This window comes from Streptomyces sp. NPDC059452 (genome assembly GCF_042750035.1).
Taxonomy (GTDB): Bacteria; Actinomycetota; Actinomycetes; order Streptomycetales; family Streptomycetaceae; genus Streptomyces.
This window is the reverse complement of sequence record NZ_JBHYVE010000002.1, coordinates 1-22,620: the sequence shown is the minus strand read 5'-3', so window position 1 is coordinate 22,620 and position 22,620 is coordinate 1. Positions and strand designations below refer to the sequence as shown.

General features: G+C 71.6%; 26 protein-coding genes. 14 read left to right on the top strand and 12 right to left on the bottom strand.

Annotated features, from left to right (window positions below; genetic code table 11):
- Positions 1-7: 7 nt before the first annotated feature.
- A complete protein-coding gene (gene leuE, locus ACFW9Z_RS03060; protein ID WP_384633473.1) occupies positions 8-673 on the bottom strand; it encodes a leucine efflux protein LeuE in 666 nt (221 codons plus the stop codon).
- Positions 674-963: 290 nt separating this feature from the next.
- Between leuE and ACFW9Z_RS03055 the strand changes: the two genes are divergently transcribed.
- Positions 964-1,971: a L,D-transpeptidase family protein gene (locus ACFW9Z_RS03055; RefSeq protein WP_384633470.1), complete on the top strand. Its 1,008-nt coding sequence runs from the start codon at positions 964-966 to the stop codon at positions 1,969-1,971.
- Between the two features lie 271 nt (positions 1,972-2,242).
- On the opposite strand, the gene ACFW9Z_RS03050 is transcribed toward ACFW9Z_RS03055, so the two are convergent.
- On the bottom strand, positions 2,243-3,403 hold the full coding sequence (locus ACFW9Z_RS03050) for a hypothetical protein (RefSeq protein WP_384633467.1): 1,161 nt from the start codon (positions 3,401-3,403) through the stop codon (positions 2,243-2,245).
- Positions 3,382-4,161 carry an RNA polymerase sigma factor gene (locus tag ACFW9Z_RS03045; RefSeq protein ID WP_384633464.1) on the bottom strand — a complete coding sequence of 260 codons (780 nt, stop codon included), beginning with the start codon at positions 4,159-4,161 and terminating at the stop codon, positions 3,382-3,384. Before ACFW9Z_RS03045 ends, ACFW9Z_RS03050 begins: the two co-directional genes overlap by 22 nt.
- Positions 4,162-4,499: 338 nt before the next feature.
- Here ACFW9Z_RS03045 and ACFW9Z_RS03040 point away from each other — a divergent pair, with 338 nt between their 5' ends.
- Complete coding sequence (locus ACFW9Z_RS03040) at positions 4,500-5,681, top strand: glycosyltransferase (RefSeq protein ID WP_384633462.1); 1,182 nt, start codon at positions 4,500-4,502, stop codon at positions 5,679-5,681.
- Positions 5,682-5,700: 19 nt separating this feature from the next.
- Here the strand turns inward: ACFW9Z_RS03040 and ACFW9Z_RS03035 are convergent, their stop codons facing one another.
- Positions 5,701-5,907 carry an antitoxin gene (locus ACFW9Z_RS03035; RefSeq protein ID WP_384633459.1) on the bottom strand — a complete coding sequence of 69 codons (207 nt, stop codon included), beginning with the start codon at positions 5,905-5,907 and terminating at the stop codon, positions 5,701-5,703.
- Between the two features lie 154 nt (positions 5,908-6,061).
- Here ACFW9Z_RS03035 and ACFW9Z_RS03030 point away from each other — a divergent pair, with 154 nt between their 5' ends.
- Together ACFW9Z_RS03030 and ACFW9Z_RS03025 are read left to right on the top strand one after the other, a co-directional pair.
- On the top strand, positions 6,062-6,796 hold the full coding sequence (locus tag ACFW9Z_RS03030) for an HNH endonuclease family protein (protein WP_384633457.1): 735 nt from the start codon (positions 6,062-6,064) through the stop codon (positions 6,794-6,796).
- Positions 6,797-6,840: 44 nt separating this feature from the next.
- Positions 6,841-7,128 carry a hypothetical protein gene (locus ACFW9Z_RS03025; protein WP_384633454.1) on the top strand — a complete coding sequence of 96 codons (288 nt, stop codon included), beginning with the start codon at positions 6,841-6,843 and terminating at the stop codon, positions 7,126-7,128.
- A gap of 50 nt (positions 7,129-7,178) precedes the next feature.
- Here the strand turns inward: ACFW9Z_RS03025 and ACFW9Z_RS03020 are convergent, their stop codons facing one another.
- From ACFW9Z_RS03020 to ACFW9Z_RS02985, 8 genes are all read right to left on the bottom strand, one after another.
- A complete protein-coding gene (locus ACFW9Z_RS03020; protein ID WP_384633451.1) occupies positions 7,179-7,931 on the bottom strand; it encodes an ABC transporter permease in 753 nt (250 codons plus the stop codon).
- 48 nt (positions 7,932-7,979) lie between these two features.
- Entirely contained in the window at positions 7,980-8,915 is a 936-nt protein-coding gene (locus tag ACFW9Z_RS03015) for an ABC transporter ATP-binding protein (RefSeq protein ID WP_384633448.1), read from the bottom strand.
- 108 nt (positions 8,916-9,023) lie between these two features.
- Positions 9,024-9,743, bottom strand: coding sequence for a hypothetical protein (locus ACFW9Z_RS03010; protein ID WP_384633445.1), 720 nt, complete (start codon positions 9,741-9,743; stop codon positions 9,024-9,026).
- Complete coding sequence (locus ACFW9Z_RS03005; RefSeq protein WP_384633442.1) at positions 9,740-10,627, bottom strand: ATP-binding cassette domain-containing protein; 888 nt, start codon at positions 10,625-10,627, stop codon at positions 9,740-9,742. The genes ACFW9Z_RS03010 and ACFW9Z_RS03005 overlap by 4 nt, the downstream gene beginning before the upstream one ends.
- Positions 10,624-11,019, bottom strand: coding sequence for a GntR family transcriptional regulator (locus ACFW9Z_RS03000; RefSeq protein WP_384633439.1), 396 nt, complete (start codon positions 11,017-11,019; stop codon positions 10,624-10,626). The genes ACFW9Z_RS03005 and ACFW9Z_RS03000 overlap by 4 nt, the downstream gene beginning before the upstream one ends.
- Positions 11,020-11,163: 144 nt before the next feature.
- Positions 11,164-11,745 carry a hypothetical protein gene (locus ACFW9Z_RS02995; protein ID WP_384633436.1) on the bottom strand — a complete coding sequence of 194 codons (582 nt, stop codon included), beginning with the start codon at positions 11,743-11,745 and terminating at the stop codon, positions 11,164-11,166.
- A 109-nt stretch (positions 11,746-11,854) separates the two neighbouring features.
- Positions 11,855-12,661, bottom strand: coding sequence for a DUF4328 domain-containing protein (locus ACFW9Z_RS02990; protein WP_384633433.1), 807 nt, complete (start codon positions 12,659-12,661; stop codon positions 11,855-11,857).
- A gap of 208 nt (positions 12,662-12,869) precedes the next feature.
- The gene (locus ACFW9Z_RS02985; protein WP_384633430.1) at positions 12,870-14,480 is read right to left on the bottom strand and encodes a family 20 glycosylhydrolase; all 1,611 of its coding nucleotides are present in this window, start codon (positions 14,478-14,480) and stop codon (positions 12,870-12,872) included.
- 511 nt (positions 14,481-14,991) lie between these two features.
- Between ACFW9Z_RS02985 and ACFW9Z_RS02980 the strand changes: the two genes are divergently transcribed.
- From ACFW9Z_RS02980 to ACFW9Z_RS02935, 10 genes are all read left to right on the top strand, one after another.
- Positions 14,992-15,492: a 2-oxo-4-hydroxy-4-carboxy-5-ureidoimidazoline decarboxylase gene (locus ACFW9Z_RS02980; protein ID WP_384633427.1), complete on the top strand. Its 501-nt coding sequence runs from the start codon at positions 14,992-14,994 to the stop codon at positions 15,490-15,492.
- Positions 15,493-15,726: 234 nt separating this feature from the next.
- Complete coding sequence (gene sdhC / locus ACFW9Z_RS02975) at positions 15,727-16,107, top strand: succinate dehydrogenase, cytochrome b556 subunit (RefSeq protein WP_010058610.1); 381 nt, start codon at positions 15,727-15,729, stop codon at positions 16,105-16,107.
- A gap of 5 nt (positions 16,108-16,112) precedes the next feature.
- Positions 16,113-16,595, top strand: a complete 483-nt coding sequence (locus tag ACFW9Z_RS02970) for a succinate dehydrogenase hydrophobic membrane anchor subunit (RefSeq protein WP_384633424.1) — start codon at positions 16,113-16,115, stop codon at positions 16,593-16,595.
- Positions 16,596-16,624: 29 nt separating this feature from the next.
- A complete protein-coding gene (gene sdhA / locus ACFW9Z_RS02965; RefSeq protein WP_384633421.1) occupies positions 16,625-18,379 on the top strand; it encodes a succinate dehydrogenase flavoprotein subunit in 1,755 nt (584 codons plus the stop codon).
- Positions 18,379-19,146: a succinate dehydrogenase iron-sulfur subunit gene (locus ACFW9Z_RS02960; protein ID WP_384633418.1), complete on the top strand. Its 768-nt coding sequence runs from the start codon at positions 18,379-18,381 to the stop codon at positions 19,144-19,146. Before sdhA ends, ACFW9Z_RS02960 begins: the two co-directional genes overlap by 1 nt.
- A 153-nt stretch (positions 19,147-19,299) precedes the next feature.
- Positions 19,300-19,902: a hypothetical protein gene (locus ACFW9Z_RS02955; protein ID WP_384633415.1), complete on the top strand. Its 603-nt coding sequence runs from the start codon at positions 19,300-19,302 to the stop codon at positions 19,900-19,902.
- Positions 19,903-19,912: 10 nt separating this feature from the next.
- Positions 19,913-20,749, top strand: a complete 837-nt coding sequence (locus ACFW9Z_RS02950) for a hypothetical protein (protein ID WP_384633412.1) — start codon at positions 19,913-19,915, stop codon at positions 20,747-20,749.
- Positions 20,750-20,843: 94 nt separating this feature from the next.
- On the top strand, positions 20,844-21,284 hold the full coding sequence (locus ACFW9Z_RS02945; RefSeq protein ID WP_384633409.1) for a hypothetical protein: 441 nt from the start codon (positions 20,844-20,846) through the stop codon (positions 21,282-21,284).
- A gap of 5 nt (positions 21,285-21,289) precedes the next feature.
- Complete coding sequence (locus ACFW9Z_RS02940; protein ID WP_384633406.1) at positions 21,290-21,742, top strand: thiol-disulfide oxidoreductase DCC family protein; 453 nt, start codon at positions 21,290-21,292, stop codon at positions 21,740-21,742.
- Between the two features lie 10 nt (positions 21,743-21,752).
- A complete protein-coding gene (locus ACFW9Z_RS02935; RefSeq protein ID WP_384633403.1) occupies positions 21,753-22,529 on the top strand; it encodes a TetR/AcrR family transcriptional regulator in 777 nt (258 codons plus the stop codon).
- Positions 22,530-22,620: the final 91 nt, after the last annotated feature.

Below are 22,620 nucleotides of genomic sequence, written 5' to 3'. Positions count from 1 at the left end.
CCACCTCTCATACGCTGCTGAGCGAGAGCTTCGCCGCGAACCCGAGGAACAGCACGCCCGCCGCGGAAGTCGCCCCCGCCGACAGCCGCTTACGGCGGCGGAAGACGGCGGCCAGCCGGGTGCCTCCGAAGATCAGCACCGAGAGGTACAGGAAGCTCGCAACCTGGAGCAGCGTCCCCAGCAGCAGGAACGACAGTGCCGGATAGGCGTAGCCGGGGTCGACGAACTGTACGAAGAACGAGATCAGGAACAGGATCGCCTTCGGGTTGATCAGGCTGACCAGCAGCGCCCGGCGGTACGGGTTCTCCGTCGTGGCCCCCGCCCCGGGCGCGTCGGCCGTCTCCACCAGTTCGGCGGTGCGCAGGTGCCGCTCACGCCACAGCGACACCGCCGCCCGCAGCATCCCGATCGCCAGCCAGGTCAGATAGCCCGCGCCCGCGTACTTGACGATCGCGAAGAGCAGCGGCGTGGTCTGGAGCAGCGAGGCCGCGCCGAGCGCGGCCAGCGTCATCAGGACGGCGTCCCCGGTCCACACTCCGGCGGCGGCTCTGTAGCCGGTACGCACACCGCGTCGCGCCGCGACGGAGAGCACGTACAGCGAGTTCGGCCCCGGCAGGAGAACGATCAGCAGCAGGCCGGCGAGATAGGTCGGAAGGTCGGTGACACCCAGCATGGACGGAGTCTCGCACGTCCGTACGGCATGCCGTCCAGCCGTTTCACCGACCGAGCGGAAGCCGTCCCTGTCGTGACCTGGCGGCGCTCCGGTCGTGACCTGGCGCCACTACCGTCGTTCGCGGGCGCCCGCCTCGTGGTGGCCGGTCGGCGACACGCGGTCTGGACGCACCGCCCTCCGCATGCACAGGATTCGACCACCGGGCAGGACGGGAATCCGTTCCAGGGGCGCCGGTGTAGACACCGGACCGATCGGGCGGGCCCGGACTGAGGCGCAGGGGGATGGCGGGGATGGCGGACAGGAACGTGGGCGCGGAGAGCGGTCCGTACACACAGGCAAACCGGAGCGGACATCCGCGTGGCAGGCGCGCGACGACCGTGACCGTTGCCGGGGTGCTCGCGATAGCCGCCCTGGCGGCGGGGTGCGGTCCGCAGGATCCCGCCGCCGACGCGCCGCAACAGCCGCCGGTACGGGCGACCCCCGCCGCGGTACCCACCCCCACGCCTCCCGCACCCTCCCCTTCACCTTCCTCTTCCTCTTCCTCTTCCTCGTCCCCTTCCACAGCCGACAACGACAAGAACACCGACGACGCCGAGCCGACCACCGCACCACCCTCCTCCCCCGCTCCCTCCTCCCCCGCCCCGCAGCCGAGCACCGCCCCGCCGCCCCAGGTCCTGATGCGGACCGGGTCCGAGGGGGCGCAGGTGCGGGAGTTGCAGGCCCGGTTGCGGCAGACCGGACACTTCGGGCGCACCCCGACCGGCTACTACGGCCAGGTCACCGCCGAAGCCGTCCGCTCCTTCCAGGCCGAACGGGGTACGGAGAGGACCGGCTCCACCGACGCGGTCACCTGGCGGAAGCTGCTGGCCATGACCCGTACGCCGACGGCCGACGAGCTGGACCCGCCGACCGAGCGGCCGGTGGCCGAGCCGGACAAGCGCTGTCTGACCGGCCGGGTGCTCTGCATCAGCAAGAAGAGCCGGACCCTGGCGTGGATGATCGACGGCCGGGTGGTCTCGGCGATGGACGTGCGCTTCGGCTCGGAGTACACACCCACCCGTGAGGGCGAGTTCCCGGTGTTCTGGAAGTCCCGGGACCATGTGTCGACGCTGTACGACACCCCGATGCCGTACGCCCTGTTCTTCAGCGGCGGCCAGGCCGTGCACTACTCCGCCGACTTCGCGGCCAACGGCTACGGCGGCGCCTCGCACGGCTGTGTGAACGTCCGGGACAAGGAGAAGGCGGCGGCCCTCTTCGACCAGGTGAAGAACAACGACAAGGTCGTCATCTACTGGTGAGGCCGACGCGAAGGCGAAGTGCGGGTGAAGGTGAGAGGGCGCGGGCGGGACCGGGGGAACATGTCCCGCCCGCGCCGATGCGCTGAGCCGAAGGTACGGGGGGAACCCCGGCTCGTCGCGCTGCCGATGACCAGTCGGCTCACTCTGTACTGCGCCGGACCGCCGAAAAACGTCACACGTGGCCGGAACGCTTGCTGCCCCGATCAGCAGTAACGAGGGAGAAGCGCAGGTCAGCGCGTGAGCGCGACCGACGGCCCCTGGGTCGCCCGGGTCAGCGCGTGAGCGCGACGGACGGCCCCCGGGTCGCCCGGGTCAGCGGCACCGCGGCTTCCGCTTCCGCCCGGATGCCGACGTCGGCCCGGCGCTCGCCGTCCGCCTCGGGGGCGGGCTCGAAGGAGACGGGCGGCAGGGAGCCGCCGTCGCCGTCGGCCGGTCCGTCGTCGTCACGGCCGCCTCCGCCGCCGCTCCCGCCGCCGGAGGAGTCCCCCGGGCCGCCGGGCCTTCCCCCGCCGAGCAGCCGGTCGCAGAAACGCTCCAGGTTCTCCTCGCCCTTGGCGAGCTGGATCAACTGACGTCGGCTCGCCTCGTCGAGGGTGCCGTCGCGGAAGGCCTTGCAGGCCTTGACGGACTTCTCGTACCAGTTGCCGCCCTGGTCCCCCCGGCCGTCGCCGGAGGTGCCCGGGCGCTCCTCGCGGCCGGTGGGGTTCTGGGAGGCGCCCTCACGGCCGGAGCCGCCCGGACGGTGCCGGTCGCCCGTGCCTCTCTCGCCGGTCGCCGGGCCGGTTCCGCCGGGCTCCGGTACGGCGGGCTCCTCGGACGCCCCGGGCTCCCGGCTCTCGGGTGAGGCGACCGGGTCGGGAGCGGCGGGCGGGGAGGGTTCGGCCGGGGCGGACGGGTCGTCGGCGGGCAGCCCGGACACCAGCGGTTCGGGGACCGCCGCCGATACGGAGGCGGCGGGCGCGGGCGCGGCCTGGCCGCCGAAGGGGCCCGGGAACACCCCCGTACCGGCGGCGACCGCCACCCCGCCGAGCGCGCAGCCCGCGAGCGAGACGGCCAGGCCGAAGCGGACCGGGCGGCTCCAGCGCGGGCGGCGGGGCGGGGCCGCGGGCGCGGCGCCGAGCTGGACGGAGTGCAGGGTGCCGGGCTGCCCGGGGAGTGCGGCGCCCGCGCTCCGCCCGGCGAGCCGGTCGGCGGTGGCGGCGCGGTTGGCCTGCCGGAACGCGGCGAGCACGGCGTCCTCGCCGGGGAGCGCACCGGTCGGCGTACGGCGGCCGGGGCGCGCCGCGCCGAGTGCTTCGGCGAGCCGGAGGGCGTCGCCGCGTGCCTGGTCGCCGAGGGGGACGACCGGCTCGCCGCGGAGCAGTTTCTCCGCCGCGTCCTTGTCGAGCCACTCGTACTGCTCGTCGGCCATCACATGTCCCTCTGCGTCCACGGTCGCGAATGCGTCACACCGGGAGTGACCCCGGCGGGCGCTGCCGGACCGCCCCTACCGGGGCGCTGAGAGGGTACGGCATCGAGCTCCGCGCCGCCGCCCGCGTCCTGGGCCGCCTCGCTCCCGGCCCCCTGGGCGGGAGCCGGAACCGGCCCGTCGTGCCCGCCGCCCGGGACGGACGCACCGCCGGAGCGGGGCGGGTCGGGGTGGTCGGCGCCGAGGAGTTCGGCGAGGCGCTTGAGGCCGCGGTGGGCGGCGGTCCGTACGGCGCCGGGGCGCTTGCCGAGGGTCTGGGCGGCGCTCTTCGCGTCCAGCCCGACGACCACGCGCAGCACGACGGCCTCGGCCTGGTCCTGCGGGAGCTGGGCTATGAGGGACATGGTGCGGTCGGTGTCGAGCGCCTCCATGGCGTCGCCCGCGGTGTCGGACTCGGCGGCCCGGCCGGTCAGCTCGGTCTCGTCACCGCCGATCGCGGGGCGCCGGCTGCGCATCCGCAGATGGTCGAGCGACCGGTTGCGGGCGATCCGGGCCGCCCAGCCCCGGAAGCGGTCGGCGTCCCCGCTGAAACGGTCGAGGTCGCGCGCTATCTGGAGCCAGGCCTCGGACGCCACGTCCTCGGCGTCCGGCTCGCCCACCAGCGTACGTATGTAGCCCAAAAGCCGTGGCTGTACGGCGCGGTACACAGCACGGAAAGCGTCCTCGTCCCCGTCCTGTGCCGCGAGCACCGCGGCGGTCAGCTCCGCGTCGTCCCCCAGCACTCCCTCAACCCGCCCTGCTGTACTCAATCGCAGCTGGTCACCACTGCTGCGCCTCTCTGCGCGACTCAGCACGCTACGTGCTCGGAAGGGGCCACGTCCATGACTTGTACAACTCGCAACAATTCGCGGCCCACGGTGCGGTGTGACAGAAAACGCAGTCGCGGCGCTGAGATGAGTACGGGGTCGTGCTGCGACCCCGTGGAAGACGGCCGGGGCCTCTCCTGTGGGGGGTGGCGGCCCCGGTCGTCGCTCCTCCTCCCCACGTCCAGGCCGGCGGGTGCCCCGTAACCCCGCCGCCGCGACGATCACAGCACGGGCCTGCCACTAGTCTGCTCCGGATGAACACCGCAGCCCCATCGCCCTCCCGCTCCGCCCTCCGCCTGATCGTCACGGGCGGCGGCACCGGCGGCCACACCTACCCCGCCCTCACCGCGATCCGCACCCTGCAGGCGCGCCTGGCCGCTTCCGGCCGCACGCTGGACGTCCTGTGGATCGGCACGGCGGAGGGGCTGGAGGCCCGGGTCAGCAGCGCGGAGGGGATCCCGTTCACCACGGTCGCCACGGGCAAGATCCGGCGGCACGCGAACCCGCTGAAGATGGTGTCGCCGGCCAACGTCCGGGACATGGCGCGCGTGCCGATCGGGGTCGCCCAGGCGCGCGGCGCGGTCTCCGCCTTCCGGCCGGACGTCGTCCTCGCGACGGGCGGCTACGTCGCCGTACCGACCGGTCTCGCCGCCAGGATGTGCCGGGTCCCGCTGGTCCTGCACGAGCAGACCGTCCGCCTGGGCCTCGCCAACCGGAAGCTCGCCGGTTCCGCTGCCCGGATCGCGGTCTCCTCGGAGTCCACCCTGCCGCTCCTGCCGGAGAGCGTGCGGTCGGCGGCCGTGGTCACCGGCAACCCCGTACGACCGGAGGTCCTGACCGGCCACCCGGACAAGGCCGTGAGCGCACTCGGCCTCCACGCGTTCGACCGGCGCCTGCCGACGGTGTACGTCACCGGAGGCGCGCAGGGCTCCCAGCAGATCAACGACGTGGCCGGCGGCGAACTGCCGTGGCTGCTGGAGCGCGCCAACGTGGTGCACCAGTGCGGCCCGGCCCACGTCGAGGCGCTGTCCGCCCGTGCCGCGGGGCTGCCCGCCGCCCTGGCCGCCCGCTACCACCTCACCCCGTTCGTCGGACCGGAGCTGCCGGACGTCCTGGCCCTGGCCGACCTGGTGGTCTCCCGCAGCGGCGCGGGAACCCTGGCCGAGCTCACCGCCCTGGGCAAGCCGGCGGTCTTCATCCCGCTCGCCTCCGCGGCCGGGAACGAACAGGCCCACAACGCCCGCCACCTGGAGGGCGCCGGGGCAGCGGTCGCCCTCCTCGGAGACGTCACCGGCGGCCACCTGCGCGAGGCGGTCGGCCCGCTCCTCGACGATCCGGACCGCCGGGCCACGATGGCCGCGGCGGCCAGGGCGCACGGCCGCCCGGACGCGGCGGAGAGGCTCGTGGACGTGATCCTGTCCGCAGCGTCCCGGTGACGCCGCGAGTCCTCCGGGGTCAGTCCTTCTTCTCGCCGAGGGACTGAACGTACCCCTGGGCCTTGTCGACGGCGGTGTCGATCTTGTCGCTGTGCTTGCCGTCGGTCTTGCTGTCGATGAAGTCGCCCGCCTTCTCCAGCCCGTCGGAAATCTTGTCCCCGTGGGCCTCGGCGAGGTCTTCGGCCTTTTCCTTCAGGCCCTTCAGGTCCTTCAAGGCGTCGAACATCCGGGATCCGTCTCCTCCACTCGAAACTGCCTGGCAGTGGGCATTGTTCCACGGTGACCCCGGCGCACAAGAGGGCACCGGGCGGGCGGCCGGGAGCCGATAGGCTGCCCGGAATCAGGGATTCGGCAGCGAAGTGCGTGGGGTGGGCGAGGTCATGACGAGGCGACAGAACTGGTGGCGGCGGGGGCTGGCGGTCGGGGCCGTGTTCGTGCTGGCCGGGTGCGCGGCGATCGAGGACGCGACGACGCCCGAGCCGGGGGACGGGAAGCCGTCCGCCTCGGCCTCCTCGGGGGCCGGTGGCGGTGGCGGTGGCGGTGCGGCGGCCGAGGACTCGAACCTGCCGGGCATACCCACCGCAGAGCAGGCGCGGGAGGAGCTGGCCGGGCTGAAGGTGGCCCCGCACGGTTCGATGTCCGGCTACAGCCGGTCGAAGTTCCCCCACTGGTCGGCACAGGGCGAGTCCTGCGACACCCGGGAGACCGTGCTGGAGCGGGACGGCACCGATGTCGAGCGGGACCCGCAGTGCCGGGCGGTCGCCGGGAAGTGGACCAGCGTCTACGACGACAAGGACTTCAGCGAGGCCCGCGACCTGGACATCGACCACATGGTGCCGCTCGCCAACGCCTGGCGCTCCGGGGCCAGGACCTGGACGCAGGACAAGCGCAAGGAGTTCGCCAACGATCTGACCCGCCCTCAGCTGCTGGCGGTGTCGGCGTCGTCGAACCGTTCCAAGGGCGACCAGGGGCCGGACGAGTGGCAGCCGCCGTCCAAGACGTACTGGTGCACCTACTCCCGTGCTTGGGTGTCGGTGAAGGCGTCGTACGAGCTCTCGGTGACGGAGGCGGAGAAGGGCATGCTGACGGAGATGCTGGACACCTGCGCCTCGTGAACCCATAGCTCATGAACCTGTGACTCGTGAACGGAAGCACCCTCATGAACGGACCTGACCCGGCACAGCCTCACCAGTTCGTGGACGACATCAAGGCGGGCCCCGGCGGGGCGATGACCGACGAAGTGGGTGTCGTCACCGGCGAGCTGACGGTCTCCACCACGCTGCGCCCCGACGGCCGCGCCGAGGTCGCCGTCCAGTACACCGGCGCGGAGGAGTGGTACGTCCTCTCCGGCAGCCCCGTTCCGCTGCCTCCCGCCGGACTGGAGGCCCTGCACCGTGACATCCTCGACCGCGTCGGCCGGGGAGGCGGAGCCCAGGCCGGGCCCTGAGGGCCACGGCCCTCGGGCCGTCGGTGGCTTCGGTGCCGGGGCCGCGGTTCTCACTCCCAGCGGAAGTTCGCGGCGGCCACCGCCGAACCGGCCACTCCTGCCACCAACAGGCCGGCCAGGTGTACCGGTTCGGGTGCCGCTCCGGCCCAGGCCGCTCCCAGCGCGTTGAGACCCGCGCCGTACGGGAGGTACTCGCCCACGGCGCGCAGTATGGCCGGCAGGCTGTCGGGGTCGCCCAGTCCTCCCCCGACGGCCATCATGCCGAAGAACAGCACGAACCCCGCCGCGACCACCACGTTCGGCGACGGCGCCAGGGCGGCCAGCAGCAGCCCGAGTCCGTACATGGCGAACGCCACCAGGGCGAAGACCAGCAGGGCGGAGAGGGCGTCCTGCGGCATTCCCGCGTCGAAGGCCAGGGCTCCGACCAGCAGGGCCACGGCGATACCCAGCACGGAGGTCAGCAGGTTGGTCACCGTCTGCGCGACGAGCAGGGCGATGGGGCGGACCGGGGTGACCGAGAGGCGGCGCAGCACTCCGATCCGGCGGGACTGCGCCATGTTCGTCGGCAGGAAGATCAGCGCCAGCATGCTGATGATCATGAGGAGGGTCATCGGCATCAGCGTGACGTCCAGGAACGTCCGCCCGCTGTGGTCCCGGGAGGGCCGGGTCGCGGAGTCCCCCATGGCGTTCATCGTCAGGATCAGCAGCGGCAGACCGAGCGGCAGCAGCAGTTGGGCACCGTCACGCAGGTCGAGAAGGGCTTGCATCCTGGTCAGCCGGACGAATCCGTTGACGGTGCTCATGCGTCCGCTCCTTTGACGGTGCTCATGCGTCCGTTCCTTTTGCTGTGCTCATACGTCCGCTGCTTCGCTGTCGGCGTGGGCTCCGAGCGATCGGCCGGTCAGGCTGAGATAGGCGTCCTCAAGGGTCGTGGCATCGGCCCGGAGCCCCTCGGTGGTCACGCCCTGACGTCGCAGTTCGGCCTCCACCGCACCGGGCAGGTCGCCGCGTCCGGTGACCGTGACCGTCCGGCCTTCGACGACGACACCGGCCACCTCCTCCAGGGCCGACAGGGCGGCCCGGTCCACAGCATCGGCACTCCGGAACCGCAGCCGTTGACCGCCCGAGACACCGGAGATGAGCGCGGCCGGGGTGTCGAGGGCGGCGATCCGGCCCTGGTCGATGAGGGCGATCCGGTCGCACAGCCGCTCGGCCTCCTCCATGAAGTGGGTGACCAGCACCACCGTGACACCTCGGTCACGGACCTGTTCGACCACCTGCCAGGTGTCCCGGCGGGCCCGCGGATCGAGCCCGGTGGTCAGCTCGTCCAGCACGGCGGCCTTGGGATTGCCCACCAGGGCCAGGGCGATCGACAGGCGCTGTTGCTGGCCGCCGGAGAGCGCCTTGACGGGCGTTCTGCGCTTGTCCCGCAGGCCGAAGTCGCCCAGCAGTTGTTCCGGGTCGGCCGGTCGGCGGTAGAAGGACGCGAAGAGGTCCAGTGCCTCACCCACCCGCAGGCGCTCGGGCAGTCTGCTCTCCTGCAGCTGGACGCCGAGCACCTGGCGCAGTTCCGCCCGATCGGTACGGGGGTCGAGACCGAGGACGGTGATCCGGCCCGCATCGGGCGTGCGGATGCCCGCGACGCACTCGACCGTGGTGGTCTTGCCCGCCCCGTTCGGACCGAGGATGCCGAAGATCTCGCCCTCCTCCACCTCGAAGTCCACTCCCCTTACGGCCCGGGTCGCACCGTAGGACTTGTTCAGTCCGGCCACTTCGATGAGGGCCATCGGCTTGTTCCTCCCTGCTCGTCACTCGTCACTCGCTACTCGCTGCTCGTCTCTCGTTCCCGGCCGTCTCTCCTGCTCGTCCGGCGTCCACCCGGCCGGGGCGAGGGCTCATCGGGCCGGAGGGCGGATGGGGACGTCGCGCACCAGGTACCAGGTCAGCAGCGCCCCCACAGCGCCGATGCCCAGGAGGACCAGGACCGCCCACCCGAGGGCCGGTGGTTGTACGGCGAAGGCCTGCGGGGTCCCGAGGGCGGCGGTGCCACGGCCCACCAGGATGTCTGCGGGAAGGATCAGCAAGGCGACGAAGGGCATCACCAGCAGGCCCCGGGCGGAGAACCGGTACACGCACGCGGCGGCGGACGCTCCGGCCACCAGCCACACCAGGTGCGCGGGCCAGCTCTCCAGGAGGTAGAAAGGCAGTGTGCCGACCCCCGGGTCGTGCGGCCGGCCGACAGCGGCGTAGACGCCGGCTTCCAGGCCGAGGCCGGCGGTGAACAGCACGGCGGTGAAACCGGAGATGGCGACCGCGAACACCAGCGCCTGCCGACTGAACGCCCGCCGGGTCATGGAGTTGGCCACGTACAGCGGGAGGCTGTGCCACGTCAGGTGCGCACCGATCACCAGGCAGTACGCCCGTACCCAGGTGTCGTAGGACGCGATGATCCCTTCGGCACCCGGCCCGCGCGCGGTCAGCAGCGCGGAGGCACCGGTCAGGGCGAGGGCCACCGCGCTCAGCACGCACCACGCCACACAGCTGACGGGCACCCAGTGGCGCAGCAGGAGGCGCAGAGCCGTCCCACGCCGTAACGGTGCGGGAGCGGTGCTCATCGACGGCCCTCCCCCGTGTCGCGGATGAGGTGGCCGAAGAGGTCCTGCAGACCGATGGGCGCCAGGTCCAGGTTCATGGCCCCGGCCCGGGCGTGCCGGTCGGCGTCCAGCTCGCCGAAGACGACGGCCGACTTGGTGCGACCGAGCAGCCGTTCGTCCAGGACCTGGAGTCCCTGGACGAAGAAGTCCACCAGGTCCGCGGGGCCGGTGACCTGACAGCCCTGTGCCCGGAGCGCCTCGGTCTCGCCGCGTGCCACCAGCTTCCCCGCGTCGATCATCACGACCTCCTCGAAGACGGAGCCGAGCTCCTCCAGCAGGTGGGTCGAGACGATGACGGTGCGCGGATGCGCCGTGCAGTCGGCGAGCAGTTCGTCGTAGAAGAGGTGCCGGGCCGGGACGTCCATGACGGCGTGCGCCTCGTCGAACAGGGTCACCGGCGCCCGGGAGGCCAGTCCCGCGATGACGCCGACCGCGGCACGCTCGCCTTCCGAGAGAGCCCGTATGCGCCGGTCCACGTCCATGCGGAAGCGTTCGGTCAGGTGTCGCGCGTAGTCGGTGTCCCAGCCGGGGCGTAACGCGGCGGCGAAGCGGAGGGCGTCCCTCACCCGGCCGAGCTCCTCGGGGAAGTGGAACCGGCCGCGCACCAGACATACGGCGCCCGCTGCGGCCTCGTTCTCGAAGACGGGCATGCCCCCGATGCGTACGCTGCCCGAGTCCGGGCGGCGCAGCCCTGCCAGGACGGACATCAGGCTGCTCCTGCCCGAGCCGTTGCGGCCGATCAGACCGTAGATCCGGCCGCCGGCCAGATGCAGGGAGAGGTTGTCCAGGACCGCCCGGCGGCCGACGGTGAGCCGCAGGTCCCGGACCGAGACCGCGGCACTCACCGCTCGGCCCGTCCCCGAGCCCCGTACACCTCGTCGGCAGCCGCGAACCGGCTCAGCCGGTCGATGACCTCGGAGAGCGGCACCCCGATGAGCCGCGCCTCGTCGGCCATCGCGTCGACCACTTCGGTGAAGAAGCGCTCCCGGCGCTGTCCCAGCAGTACCGAACGGGCGGTCGGCGTGACGAACATGCCGATCCCCCTCTTCTTGTAGAGCAGGCCCTCGTCCACGAGCTGCTGGTACGCCTTGGCGACGGTCGCCGGGTTGATGCGGTGGAACGTGGCGTACTGCGTGGTGGACGTGACCGGCTCGTCGCCGTTCAGCGCGCCGTTGACGATGTCGGCACGCACGCGTTCGGCGACCTGGAGGTAGATCGGCGATCTCTCGTCGAACATGCCGGCACCCTGCCTCTCTGGTTCACTACTCGACTAATGAACCATAGAGGTGCGGGCAGCCCTTCCGTCAAGGGGCGCACCCGCCACGGGGACGGCAGGACAGCTGGAAGCAGCCGGAAGCAGCCGGAAAGGGAGCTTCCGCCGTCAGCTCCGGATCCGGGCCCGCCGCGACATCACCGCGCGCAGGACCCGGCGCCCCTCCGTGGACAGATCCAGGGCCTTGCGGACCCCGGCTCCGCTGCCCGTCGTGCCGGTGGTCTCGGCGAGGATCTCCAGGATGCGGACCTGGCGCTCCAGCTCCCCCGCCACCAGCGGGCCGAGCGCGGCCGGCTCGCCGCTGCGGGCGGTCTTCAGCAGGTCGGGCGCGTCGGGCGGGGTGTCCCTGTCCGGGGCGTCGAACCGGCCGTGGATCTCCAGCGCGACCAGCGAGCAGGCGTCCGCCCACTCCCGCAGCGGGGCGGCGGCGAAGTCGGAGGGGGCGGCCCCCAGCATCGCGCGCACCCGTGCGGCCGGTCCGTCGGTGACGGGCTCGTGGTCAAGCGCCGTACGGACGGCCGCGAGGCGGATGGCCCATTCCCGCCCGTCCGCGCAGCTCGCCCAGAGCGGCCGCAGCGGCTCGGGGCCGTCCGGGCCCTCCAGCAGTGGCAGGCAGCGGTCCAGGCAGGCCACGGCACTGGCGGCGAGCGCTCGCTCGTCGGCGCGTTCGATCAGTTCCAGCAGACTCATCGACGTCTCCCTCGGTCTACCGCGTACTGCGCCGAATGGCTGAAAAGCGTCACTATCGGCGTCGGGGCCGCCTCGCTGCGCGGCGGCGGCCGGACCACCCGGCCACCGGCTATACGGCGGCGGGCTGCGGCGCGTGGAGTCCGGCGCGTGCCACCTGCATCCGGGTCAGGGCGCGGACGAAGAGGACGGCCAGCACGGCGGAGACGATGTCGAGCGCGTCGGCGGCCAGCACCAGGGCGAGGCCGTCCACGATCTCCCCCGGCTCCTCGGCCCGCTCCCAGGTCCGGGCGGCGATCCGGTCGAGGATCACGGCCGCGACCCATACGGCCCACCAGAGGTGGAGCGGCGCCCGCGAGACCGGGAGCCGGACGCCCTCCGGGCTCACGGGAGTGCTCGCCTTCCAGCTCCCGGCGGCGACCCGGTAGGGGAACCAGAAGTTGGCTATGGGGACGAACCAGCCGCCCACCGACCAGCCCGGGCCCAGCGTGGGGACGCTCGGGTCGAAGACCTCGGCGTTCCGGCTGGTGCGGTGGAACCAGATGATGAAGACGACGGCGGTGGCGAGGAAGGCGATGAGCTGGGCGACCCCGGCGGCCGCGTGGAGCCCTTCGGCCCGCTCGCCCCGGCTGCCGAAGACGGTCTCGATGCCGTCGTCCGCCCACCCCGCCCACAGGCCGCGCAGATGGATCCCGGAGGCGAGGGCGGCCAGGTCGGTCGCGATGACCGTGCCGAGCAGGGCGATCACCGCCCAGGAGAGGCCGACGGGCGAGCGCGGCCAGGTCCCGACGCCCCAGCCGCCGGGGCCGGTGGCCGGGACGACCGGGCGGCCGGGCAGCAGCGGCCGGGTGCCCGAACAGGAGGCGCAGAGGCCGTCGTCGGTGACGGCCGTTCCGGTGCGGCAGCGGGTACAGAGCATGAGGCGTTCCCCCCGGGGCGTGATCTCGGTCGGTGATCTCGATCGGCGACCTCTCACGTCCCTCCCCAGGAGCGCGCGGTCGGCGGACCGTAGCCCGCGTACAGCTCCGATGTCCACGGACTTACGTTCCGTGGGGGCCGCCCTGGGGCAGCGGAGGCCCAGGCCGCCCCGAGCCCAGCAGAAGCCCGGCCCGGGCTCCCCCGCCCCCTCAGCCCGCGCTCCCCGTCCGCCCCGCCAGGTCCTGGAACTGGGCCCACGTCAGCTCCGGCTTCCGCGGGTCCCAGATCTTCTGGGCGGTCGCCACCAGCGGCATCCTGATGCCGTCCGCGACCTGCTGGGTCGTCTGCGCGTTCGGCAGGTCGCCCCAGACCGCGAACCGGCCGCCGAGGATCTGCGGCGAGTAGCGCTCCGCCACCGGCTCGGTGCCGCGCAGCACCATCGGGGTCCACTGCTCGTAGATCCGCTTGCCGGTCGGGTAGACGAACTCGTTGGGCTCGCCGAGCACGTAGTACAGGAACTCGTCGTTGAGGTTGAGCAGCTTGTAGCCCTCGGCCAGGTACTCCTGCGGGGGGCGGGCGCCGATCTCCTTGCCGGTCCAGTACTCGATCTCGATGTTCTTGTCGGCCTTGATCTTCGAGTCGCGGAAGAGGCCGTCGTTCCAGGCCTTGGCCGTACGGCCCTTGGGCTCGACCACCGCCGCCCGGTCGTTCAGCCAGCCGGTGGCGAGGTCCTCGATGGTGGCGCCGGAGCCGTGCTTCTGCTCGGCGGCCCGCTGGAGCTGCGGGTAGGAGGCGGCCGGGTCGCGGACCATCAGCGCCTGGTACTCGTCGGCGCCCAGGTGCCAGTACTTCCCGGGGAACAGCTCGGTGTACTCGTCCAGCAGCTCGTCGATCAGCTTCGCCGCGCCCGGCTTGGAGATGTCGATGGACCCCCGCGACTCCCGGCCCTGGGTGTTGCGGAGCTGGAGGTCGGGGTGGGCGCGCAGCACCGCGCCGAGGTGTCCGGGCGAGTCGATCTCGGGGACGACCTCGATGTGCAGGCTGTTGGCGAGGCCGACGATACGGCGCACCTCGTCCTGGGTCAGCGCCTCGTCCGAGACCACCTCGGGGTGGGTCTTCGACTCGATGCGGAACGCCTGGTCGTCGGAGAAGTGCAGGCCGAGCTGGTTGAGCTTGAGGTCGGCCATCTCGCGTATGCGGTCCTCGATCCACTCCGCGCTGTAGTGCTTACGGGCGATGTCGAGGTTCAGCCCGCGCTGCGGCCGGTCGGGGCGGTCGTTGACGACGCCCTCGGGGAAGGTCCGGTCGGCCTTCAGCGACTGCTTGAGGGTGCGGGTGCCGTAGAAGACGCCCGACTCGTCGGGGCCGGTGATCTTCACCTTCCGGTCGCGGACGGTGAGCGTGTACGACTCGGCGGGCCCCGAGTCCTTCGCGCCGAGCGCCAGCTCGACGTCCCCCGCGCGGGGCGCCTCGGCCCCCCGGTAGGCGAGCTTCAGCTCCTTGGCGAGCAGCTGGGCCTCGTCGGCGAGCACCTGGCTGCCCCTGGCTATGACGACCGCGCTGTCCTTGCCCGGCTGCCAGCCCGGCCCGCGCGCGGCGGTGTGTTCGCGGACCGCCGGGATGGTGCTGGGCGCGCTGGACATCGGGTACGTACGGGAGGGCGACGGGGCGGCCGCCGTGGCGGAGGTCCCGGACGGTGACGCCGTATCGCGGGAGGGGTGGCTCCCGGAGCCTTCCGGCCAGACGACGACGGTGAGGACGACGGCGGCCGCGGCTGTGACAGCCGCGCCGGTGACGAGGGCACCACGCGTGGGCGACATCGCTCAGATTCCTCCGGAATAGGGGCCATCGTGCAGGTACGGGAAGGTAGGGGGCAGGGGCGAGTGAATAGGCTGAAAGATTGACATTTTTGCCGACGATCCGCCCACCGAGAACGATTGAGGAGCGGACGAAACCCTGGACACCGCAGGTCAGGCGGTCGTCAAACGTTCCGAAACTCTCCCGTTCGGGTGATTTCTCGCCAATCCGCCGGACGGCCGCCGACCGATCTCGCTAGCGTTGCGGCACATTCGTCTCTCCTTCCCCTTCCACCCCGTATCCGCCGCGCGCCCGTCGCACTCGCGCTCCGCGTGTGGGTGGCGTTCACCCCCGCGTACGCCCCCGCCGGGCAACCTTGTCGCCCTCCTGCCCCTCTTCAGGGTCACAGATGTCGTTGAGTTCGAGGAGTCCACGCTGTCCAGGTCCAGCGAGTCCCCCGCCGGCCTGCCGAAGCAGACCACGCCCCCGGCCGGACGCTCCGCCATACCCGTACAGCACCGCCGTCCGCCGCAGGTGAGCGGTGCCCCAGGCGTACCGCCCGCCGTCCTGGTCGCCGGGCTCGCCCGCTTCAACAGCGCCCCCTTCGCCACCGCCGAGGCCGCGCTCCTGGAGTGCTGCGGCAGCCGCCGCTGGGCCCACCGGATGGCCGCCCACCGCCCGTTTCCGGATCTCGCGTCCCTGCTGGCCGCCTCCGACGAGGCGGGGTACGACCTGGCGCCCGGGGACATCGCGGAGGCGCTCGCCGCCGAGCCCGCCCCCTGCCTGCACCACGACGCGCCCCGCGCCGCCCATCTCGCGCTGCGGGCCGCGCACGCGGCGTACGAGAGCAGATTCGGCCATTCCTTCGTGATCTGCCTGGACGCCTGCCCGCCCTCGCAGGCCGTGGACCAGGTTCTGGCCGGGATCCGGATGAGGCTGACGCACGAGGTGGACGAGGAACGGGCGGTGACCGCCGACGAACTGCGGCGACTCGCCCGGAGCCGGCTCGTGGAGCTCGTGATCGAGGGCTGGTGACCCGGGGCAGGTGGGTGGCCGGCGCCCGGGACAGGCGTGCCGGTGCCCCGGAACAAGCCCCGCTCTAGCCCGTACGTGCCTGTTTGATTGCCACTTTGATCACACCAGAGGCCCCGGCGCGAACGAACCGACAATGCGTCGCTACGATGGCCGGGGCCGGTGGACCGTACCCGGCCGGGTCAGACCGACAGTCAAGCCGGCCGACCCCAATCCCCGCTCCCGGAGGGTTCTTCCGTGCCGGCTGGAACGCTGTACCGCGGCCGGGAAGGCATGTGGTCCTGGGTGGCTCATCGAGTCACCGGTGTCCTCATTTTCTTCTTCCTGTTCGTACATGTCCTGGACACCGCTCTCGTCCGCGTCTCACCGGAGGCCTACGACGATGTCGTGGCTACCTACAAGACGCCGATCGTCGCGCTCCTCGAATACGGCCTCGTGGCCGCCATTCTCTTCCACGCGCTGAACGGTCTCCGGATCATCGCCGTGGACTTCTGGGCCAAGGGCCCGCGCTTCCAGAAGCAGATGCTCTGGACCGTGCTGGGCATCTGGATCGTGCTGATGGTCGGGGCCCTGTACCCCGTCCTCGGTCACGCCGTACGCGACGTCTTCGGGAGCTGAGGCCCATGTCCAGCGAGACTTCTTCCGCAGCCGCGATCGGCGACGTCGAGGGCGCGAGCCTTTATGACGTCGACAACCCGGCCCCGGTGATCGAGCCCCCGCGCAAGCGGACGGGCAAGACGCCCAAGGCCTCGCGCACCAACTTCGAGATGTACGCCTGGCTCTTCATGCGTCTGTCGGGTGTCGTCCTGGTCGTCCTCGTCCTCGGCCACCTGCTGATCCAGCTGGTGCTCGACGGCGGCGTCTCCAAGATCGGCTTCGCCTTCGTGGCGGGCCGCTGGGCCTCGCCGTTCTGGCAGGCCTGGGACCTCATCATGCTGTGGCTCGCCATGCTCCACGGCGCCAACGGCCTCCGTACGGTCATCAACGACTACGCCGAACGGGACAAGACCCGCTTCTGGCTGAAGATGCTCCTGTACACCGCCACGGTGTTCACCGTCCTGCTGGGCACGCTGGTGATCTTCACCTTCGACCCGAACATCCGCTAGGCGCCGGGACAGAGGGACCAGAGGAAACCATGCAGATCCACAAGTACGACACCGTCATCGTCGGCGCCGGCGGCGCCGGCATGCGCGCGGCCATCGAGTCGACCAAGCGCAGCCGTACCGCCGTGCTGACGAAGCTCTACCCCACCCGCTCCCACACGGGCGCCGCGCAGGGCGGCATGGCCGCCGCGCTCGCCAACGTGGAGGAGGACAACTGGGAGTGGCACACCTTCGACACGATCAAGGGCGGCGACTACCTGGTCGACCAGGACGCGGCCGAGATCCTGGCCAAGGAGGCCATCGACGCCGTCCTCGACCTGGAGAAGATGGGCCTGCCGTTCGGCCGCACGCCCGAGGGCAGGATCGACCAGCGGCGCTTCGGTGGTCACACCCGTAGCCATGGTGAGGCCCCGGTCCGTCGCGCCTGCTACTCGGGCGACCGCACCGGCCACATGATCCTCCAGACGCTGTACCAGAACTGCGTCAAGGAGGGCGTGGAGTTCTTCAACGAGTTCTACGTCCTGGACCAGCTGATCACCGAGGTCGACGGGGTCAAGAAGTCCGCCGGCGTCGTCGCGTACGAGCTGGCGACCGGCGAGATCCACGTCTTCCAGGCGAAGTCGGTCATCTACGCCTCCGGCGGCACCGGCAAGTTCTTCAAGGTGACGTCCAACGCGCACACCCTGACCGGTGACGGCCAGGCCGCCTGCTACCGGCGCGGTCTGCCGCTGGAGGACATGGAGTTCTTCCAGTTCCACCCGACGGGCATCTGGCGCATGGGCATCCTGCTGACGGAGGGCGCCCGCGGTGAGGGCGGCATCCTCCGCAACAAGGACGGCGAGCGCTTCATGGAGAAGTACGCGCCCGTCATGAAGGACCTCGCGTCCCGTGACGTCGTGTCCCGCTCCATCTACACGGAGATCCGCGAGGGCCGCGGCTGCGGTCCGGCCGGTGACCACGTCTACCTGGACCTCACCCACCTGCCGCCGGAGCAGCTGGACGCCAAGCTCCCGGACATCACCGAGTTCGCGCGGACGTACCTCGGCATCGAGCCCTACACGGACCCGATCCCGATCCAGCCGACCGCGCACTACGCCATGGGCGGCATCCCGACCAACGTCGAGGGCGAGGTGCTGGCCGACAACACCACCGTCGTCCCGGGCCTGTACGCCGCCGGCGAGGTCGCCTGTGTCTCCGTGCACGGCGCCAACCGCCTGGGCACCAACTCGCTGCTCGACATCAACGTCTTCGGCAAGCGCTCCGGCATCGCCGCCGCCGAGTACGCGGTGAAGAGCGACTTCGTCGAGCTTCCCGAGAACCCGGCCCAGCTCGTCGCCGACCAGGTGGAGCGGCTGCGCAACTCCACCGGCACCGAGCGCGTCGCCGACCTGCGCCTGGAGCTCCAGGAGTGCATGGACGCCAACGTGATGGTGTTCCGCACCGAGCAGACCATCAAGACGGCGGTCGGCAAGATCGCCGAGCTGCGCGAGCGCTACCTGAACGTGTCCATCCAGGACAAGGGCAAGCGGTTCAACACCGACCTGCTGGAGGCCATCGAGCTGGGGAACCTGCTCGACCTGGCCGAGGTCATGGCGGTCTCCGCGCTCGCCCGCAAGGAGTCCCGCGGCGGTCACTACCGCGAGGACTACCCGAACCGCGACGACGTCAACTTCATGCGCCACACCATGGCGTACCGCGAGGTGGCCGCCGACGGCGCCGAGTCGATCCGGCTCGACTACAAGCCGGTCGTGACGACCCGCTACCAGCCGATGGAGCGTAAGTACTGATGGCTACCCCGACCCTGGACAAGACCGGCAACGCCGAGGCCGGCTTCGCCGACTCCCCGTTCATCACGGCCACGTTCCGCATCCGCCGCTTCAACCCCGAGGTGTCGGACGAGGTCCAGTGGCAGGACTTCCAGATCGAGATCGACCCGAAGGAGCGTGTCCTCGACGCCCTTCACAAGATCAAGTGGGACCTGGACGGCACCCTGACGTTCCGCCGCTCCTGCGCCCACGGCATCTGCGGCTCCGACGCGATGCGGATCAACGGCAAGAACAGGCTCGCCTGCAAGACGCTGATCAAGGACATCAACCCCGAGAAGCCGATCATGGTGGAGGCCATCAAGGGCCTCACGGTCCTCAAGGACCTCGTGGTCGACATGGACCCGTTCTTCCAGGCGTACCACGATGTCATGCCCTTCCTCATCACCAAGGGGAACGAGCCGACCCGCGAGCGCCTGCAGTCCCCCGAGGACCGCGAGCGGTTCGACGACACCACCAAGTGCATCCTGTGCGCCGCGTGCACGTCCTCGTGCCCGGTGTTCTGGAACGACGGCCAGTACTTCGGCCCGGCGGCGATCGTCAACGCGCACCGCTTCATCTTCGACTCGCGCGACGAGGCCGGCGAGCAGCGGCTGGAGATCCTCAACGACCGTGACGGCGTGTGGCGTTGCCGTACGACGTTCAACTGCACGGACGCCTGCCCGCGTGGCATCGAGGTCACCAAGGCGATCCAGGAGGTGAAGCGCGCGCTCATCACGCGTCGCTTCTGATCCCTGCGCGTCACCTTGCGGGCCCCGTCCGCCGTGGTCGTCACGATCCCGGCGGGCGGGGCCCGTTGCTGCGTACGGGCGGTATGAGCGGTACGGTCGTGCGAGCCGAAGACGTGCTGAACACGTGCTGAGAAGCAGAGAACGGGGTACCCCATGAGCGAGCCGAATCCGTCATCGGGCGACGCGTACAAGTGGGGCCCTCCCCAGCAGCAGCCCGGCCACCCGCCCACGATGGCCGACGGACCCGGTTACGGGTACCCGGCGCCGGGCGCCACGCCCGCGTACGGCTATCCGCAGCCGCTGCCCGAGTCGGCGACCCAGCCCGGACCGGGTTACGGGTACCCGAACCCGGCCCAGCCGACGCTGCCCGGCCAGCACCTCGCCGTACCGCAGGGCATGCCCGGTCAGGGCGGGATCCCGATGCTGTCGATCGGCGACATCACCGTCATGAACGACACGATCGTCACCCCGTCCGGGACCCTGCCCCTCAAGGGCGCCGTCTGGACGGCGACGGACATGTCGCACACCGAGGAGAGGATCCCGACGCACGCCGTCGTGCTGGCGATCGTCTTCGCCGTCTTCTGCCTGATCGGCCTGTTGTTCCTGCTGATGAAGGAGAAGCGGACGGTCGGCTTCGTCCAGGTCACCGTCACCAGCGGCGGCCGGCACCACGCGACGATGATCCCGGCGCTGGGCCCGTACACCTTCCACGCGGTGATGGGCCAGCTCAACCAGGCCCGCTCGATGAGCGCCTGAGCACCGGACCATGGCACGTTTCGAGCACACGGTCGGCATCGCCGCCCTGGACCGCCCCTGGTTCGAGGAGGCCGCCGGGCACACGGTGGACCTCTTCGACGCCTCCCGGGAGCAGGGCGGCGCGATCCTGCTGCCCGACGGGCGCCCGGTGCACGGCCTCCGGCTGCTGGCGGGGCGCCATCTGCAACCGGGGGCGCGGTACGGGGAAGCCCCCGAGGAGGGCGAGGGGTCCGGGGCGGCGGACGGACCGGTCACCTCCGAGGCCACGGTCCTGCGCGAGTGGCGGCCCTCCCGCTCCGTCGAGGTGGAGAACCTCACGGAGGAGGAGGGCATGTCCGTACGGGTGGGGGTGCGGCTGCGCGATCCGCGGACGCCCAGGGTGCTGGAGGTGTCCCTCGACGGGCACAACCCGAAGGGCGGTGCGCTGTACCGCTTCTCGGGCCGCGTCAAGGCCGACCTGGGCGCCTGGTGGGCGGCGGTGGAGCGGCACCCCTCGGCGCCGCCCGCGGCCCGGGCGCCGGTCGTCGGCAAGGTGACGCACCGGCTGGGCAAGGGCCGCCTGACGGTCACCCCGCGCCCGGCGGAGGACGGCTCCTGGCTGGTCTCCGTCGTGCTGAGCGTGCGCGGGCGGTGGCTGCTGCGGCCGGTCGCCGCGGTGGTGCTCCTCTTCGCCCGGAGGCCGGTCGAGCGGGGCTTCCGTAAGGGTGTGGACGACGCGGCCGAGCAGTGGGCCGAGATGCTGGCGGAGCTGCCGTCGCTGCACGGTGAGGCGCTGCGCGCGGAGATCGCGGACGCGCTGACCGAGCCGCCGGAGCCGCGCGAGCAGCCCGAGCCGAAGTCCCTTTAGAACGTACCCGTAGACCCCTTCTTGAACATGTTCAAGAAGGGGTCTACAGTCATGCCCACAAGTAGTTTTGAACGCGTTCAAAGGAGGGTGGGGCATGGACCTCACTGTTGTCGCGTACGTCGCCTACCTGCTGATCAGCGTGGCGCTCACCGTCTGGGTCGCCCGCACCCTCAGCCGTAACGGGCGGATCTTCCTCGCGGATGTGCTGCACGGGAACGAGAAGCTCGCCGAGGCCGTCAACCACCTGCTGGTGGTGGGCTTCTACCTGGTCAACCTCGGGTTCGTGGCGCTCTACCTCAAGAACGCCGACGGGGTCACGAGCGCCCGGGAGCTGTTCGAGGCGCTCTCGGTGAAGGTGGGCGTGGTCCTGCTGGTGCTCGGCGTCATGCACCTGGGCAATGTGTACGTGCTCAGCCGCATCCGGCGCCGCAGCGCCCTGGAGCGCGAGCAGACCCCGCCCGTACCGCCGCAGGGCTGGACGCCGCCGGGGACCCCGGGCCCCTGGGCCGCGCCCGCGCCCGCACCGGGGCAGTGAGCCCGGTGACCGCCACGGCCCCCTCCCCGGCGGCCACCGCCACCGCCGCCCCCGTCCGTCGGCTCACCGTGCTCTACGACGCGCGGTGCCCCCTCTGCGTCCACCTGCGGCACTGGCTCCAGCGCCGCCGCCAGCTCGTCCCGCTCGACCTCGTACCGGCCGGATCGGCCGAGGCGCGGCGGCGGTTCCCGGAGCTGGACCCCGCCTCCACGTACGCGGAGATCACGGTCGTCGGCGACCTGGGGCAGGTCTACCGGGGAACCTCCGCCTGGATCGTCTGCCTGTGGGCGCTGGCCGAGTACCGCTCGAAGGCCCACTGGCTGGCCTCCCCGGCGGGGGCGCCCTTCGCCCGGGGGACCGTGCTGGCCGCGGCGAAGTACCGCTCGGCGACGGCCCCCCGGTGCGGCCCGGGGCAGGCATGCACCGTGCCGCCGGATGGCCGGCGGGTGGCCCGTTAACCTTGGGCCCGTGGTGAAGGAAGAGAAGAACGTGCAGGAGAACGGGGCCGCGAAGCCCGCCAAGGCAGTCAAGGCCGCCCCGTCCGGCAAGGCCGCGAAGAGCGAGCAGACCCGCACGCTGATTCTCGAAACGGCGCTCCGGCTCTTCGCCGAACGGGGGTACGACCGGACGACCATGCGGGCCATCGCGCAGGAGGCGGGGGTCTCCGTCGGGAACGCGTACTACTACTTCTCGTCCAAGGAGCACCTGGTCCAGGGCTTCTACGACCGCATCGCCGACGAGCACGCGGCGGCGGTCCGGCCCGTGTTCGCGGGTGAGACGGAGCTGGCCGACCGGATCCGGGGGGTGCTGCTGGTCTGGCTGGACGTGGCGGAGCCGTACCACCGGTTCGCGTCCCAGTTCTTCAAGAACGCGGCGGACCCGGAGAGTCCGCTCTCACCGTTCTCCGAGGAATCGGTGGCGGCCCGCGAGGCGGCGATCTCCATCCACCGGGAGTGCCTCGCCGGTTCGGGCACCAAGAGCGATCCCGAACTGGCCCCGCTGCTGCCCGAGTTGCTCTGGCTGATGCAGATGGGGCTGGTGCTGTTCTGGGTGTACGACCGCTCCGAGGGTGCCGAGCGCACCCGTCGGCTCGTCGAGCGCACCGCGCCGATCGCCGCACGGGCCATCGCGCTCTCCCGGTTCCGGGTGCTGCGACCGCTCGTACGGCAGGTCCACTCGCTGCTGGTGGAGTTCATGCCGGGCACGACGAAGGCCGGGACGGAGTCCCGGCCTTCGGACGACTAGGGCCTGTCGTCAAACTGCCGTCGTCGCCCGAAGGGCGGCCGCGCGGCGCATGGTGCGTGCGATCGCAAGGCGCCGGAATGGTCTCGTAGCG

Coding starts and splice junctions, on each gene's coding strand:
- leuE (WP_384633473.1), bottom strand. CDS start 673: ATGCTGGGTGTCACCGACCTTCCGACCTATCTCGCCGGCCTGCTGCTG.
- ACFW9Z_RS03055 (WP_384633470.1), top strand. CDS start 964: ATGGCGGACAGGAACGTGGGCGCGGAGAGCGGTCCGTACACACAGGCA.
- ACFW9Z_RS03040 (WP_384633462.1), top strand. CDS start 4,500: ATGAACACCGCAGCCCCATCGCCCTCCCGCTCCGCCCTCCGCCTGATC.
- ACFW9Z_RS03035 (WP_384633459.1), bottom strand. CDS start 5,907: ATGTTCGACGCCTTGAAGGACCTGAAGGGCCTGAAGGAAAAGGCCGAA.
- ACFW9Z_RS03030 (WP_384633457.1), top strand. CDS start 6,062: ATGACGAGGCGACAGAACTGGTGGCGGCGGGGGCTGGCGGTCGGGGCC.
- ACFW9Z_RS03025 (WP_384633454.1), top strand. CDS start 6,841: ATGAACGGACCTGACCCGGCACAGCCTCACCAGTTCGTGGACGACATC.
- ACFW9Z_RS03020 (WP_384633451.1), bottom strand. CDS start 7,931: ATGAGCACCGTCAACGGATTCGTCCGGCTGACCAGGATGCAAGCCCTT.
- ACFW9Z_RS03015 (WP_384633448.1), bottom strand. CDS start 8,915: ATGGCCCTCATCGAAGTGGCCGGACTGAACAAGTCCTACGGTGCGACC.
- ACFW9Z_RS03010 (WP_384633445.1), bottom strand. CDS start 9,743: ATGAGCACCGCTCCCGCACCGTTACGGCGTGGGACGGCTCTGCGCCTC.
- ACFW9Z_RS03000 (WP_384633439.1), bottom strand. CDS start 11,019: ATGTTCGACGAGAGATCGCCGATCTACCTCCAGGTCGCCGAACGCGTG.
- ACFW9Z_RS02995 (WP_384633436.1), bottom strand. CDS start 11,745: ATGAGTCTGCTGGAACTGATCGAACGCGCCGACGAGCGAGCGCTCGCC.
- ACFW9Z_RS02990 (WP_384633433.1), bottom strand. CDS start 12,661: ATGCTCTGTACCCGCTGCCGCACCGGAACGGCCGTCACCGACGACGGC.
- ACFW9Z_RS02985 (WP_384633430.1), bottom strand. CDS start 14,480: ATGTCGCCCACGCGTGGTGCCCTCGTCACCGGCGCGGCTGTCACAGCC.
- ACFW9Z_RS02970 (WP_384633424.1), top strand. CDS start 16,113: ATGTCCAGCGAGACTTCTTCCGCAGCCGCGATCGGCGACGTCGAGGGC.
- sdhA (WP_384633421.1), top strand. CDS start 16,625: ATGCAGATCCACAAGTACGACACCGTCATCGTCGGCGCCGGCGGCGCC.
- ACFW9Z_RS02960 (WP_384633418.1), top strand. CDS start 18,379: ATGGCTACCCCGACCCTGGACAAGACCGGCAACGCCGAGGCCGGCTTC.
- ACFW9Z_RS02955 (WP_384633415.1), top strand. CDS start 19,300: ATGAGCGAGCCGAATCCGTCATCGGGCGACGCGTACAAGTGGGGCCCT.
- ACFW9Z_RS02950 (WP_384633412.1), top strand. CDS start 19,913: ATGGCACGTTTCGAGCACACGGTCGGCATCGCCGCCCTGGACCGCCCC.
- ACFW9Z_RS02945 (WP_384633409.1), top strand. CDS start 20,844: ATGGACCTCACTGTTGTCGCGTACGTCGCCTACCTGCTGATCAGCGTG.